This window comes from Bacillus songklensis (genome assembly GCF_042649685.1).
In the GTDB taxonomy this organism is placed as follows: Bacteria; Bacillota; Bacilli; order Bacillales; family Bacillaceae_H; genus Bacillus_BA; species Bacillus_BA songklensis.
This window is the reverse complement of record NZ_JBHRZT010000058.1, coordinates 1-630: the sequence shown is the minus strand read 5'-3', so window position 1 is coordinate 630 and position 630 is coordinate 1. Positions and strand designations below refer to the sequence as shown.

Annotated in this window: 1 protein-coding gene and 2 pseudogenes; all 3 read right to left on the bottom strand. The window is 38.1% G+C overall.

Annotated elements, in window-relative coordinates; translation table 11 throughout:
• Positions 1 to 235, bottom strand: a pseudogene (locus ACFOU2_RS14755) (S-layer homology domain-containing protein); the annotation flags it as partial.
• Between the two features lie 12 nt (positions 236 to 247).
• Positions 248 to 361: pseudogene (locus ACFOU2_RS14750) on the bottom strand (S-layer homology domain-containing protein); the annotation flags it as partial.
• A gap of 24 nt (positions 362 to 385) precedes the next feature.
• Positions 386 to 630, bottom strand: a 245-nt coding sequence (locus ACFOU2_RS14745; RefSeq protein ID WP_377916434.1) for a DDE-type integrase/transposase/recombinase, incomplete at its 5' end; no start/stop codon positions are given.

Genomic DNA, 630 nt, shown 5'->3' with positions numbered 1-630 from the left:
CCATCGTAAAAGTGCCATCAAACTCTTCAAATAAGTCCGATGTATCCGAGTTATCAAGTGAATAAGCTAGTTGATACCCCGTTGTCGTTTCACGGTAAAGGACTTCTTGCGATGTAAGATCTTGTTGCTCGGTAAATTTTATTTCATCTTTGATGTTACAATCCACAGTTTGAATCATTGCAAGCTTTTCTTCATCCGTGGCAGCATGTTCTTGATGCAAAGCACGGTCAATCATTACAATAGCCTGAGCCCGTGTTGCGTAATTACGAGGTTTAAAGTTTTCCCCATAGCCTTTGATAATTCCGTTAGCTGCTGTTTTGACGGTTCTGGTGCAAAGATTGCATTTATTTGAAAGAGGTATATAGATTCCTAATGAAATCTGTTCTTATACAGCCATTTCAAATAGTTGATGAATGAACTTCACTTGATTTTGGACAGACTTGTCCCGTAAAGCAAGTTGTCCTTTTTTCATGATATGCATCGCTTCTATTCCCGAAAGAATAGATTTGGCTGTACGAAAAGATTTCAATCCTAACATCGAACGAACTCTCTTTTTAATAAAACGATGATCTTGTTCCACAATGTTATTCAGATATTTTACCTGCCTTATTTGGACGCCTACGGGCATCT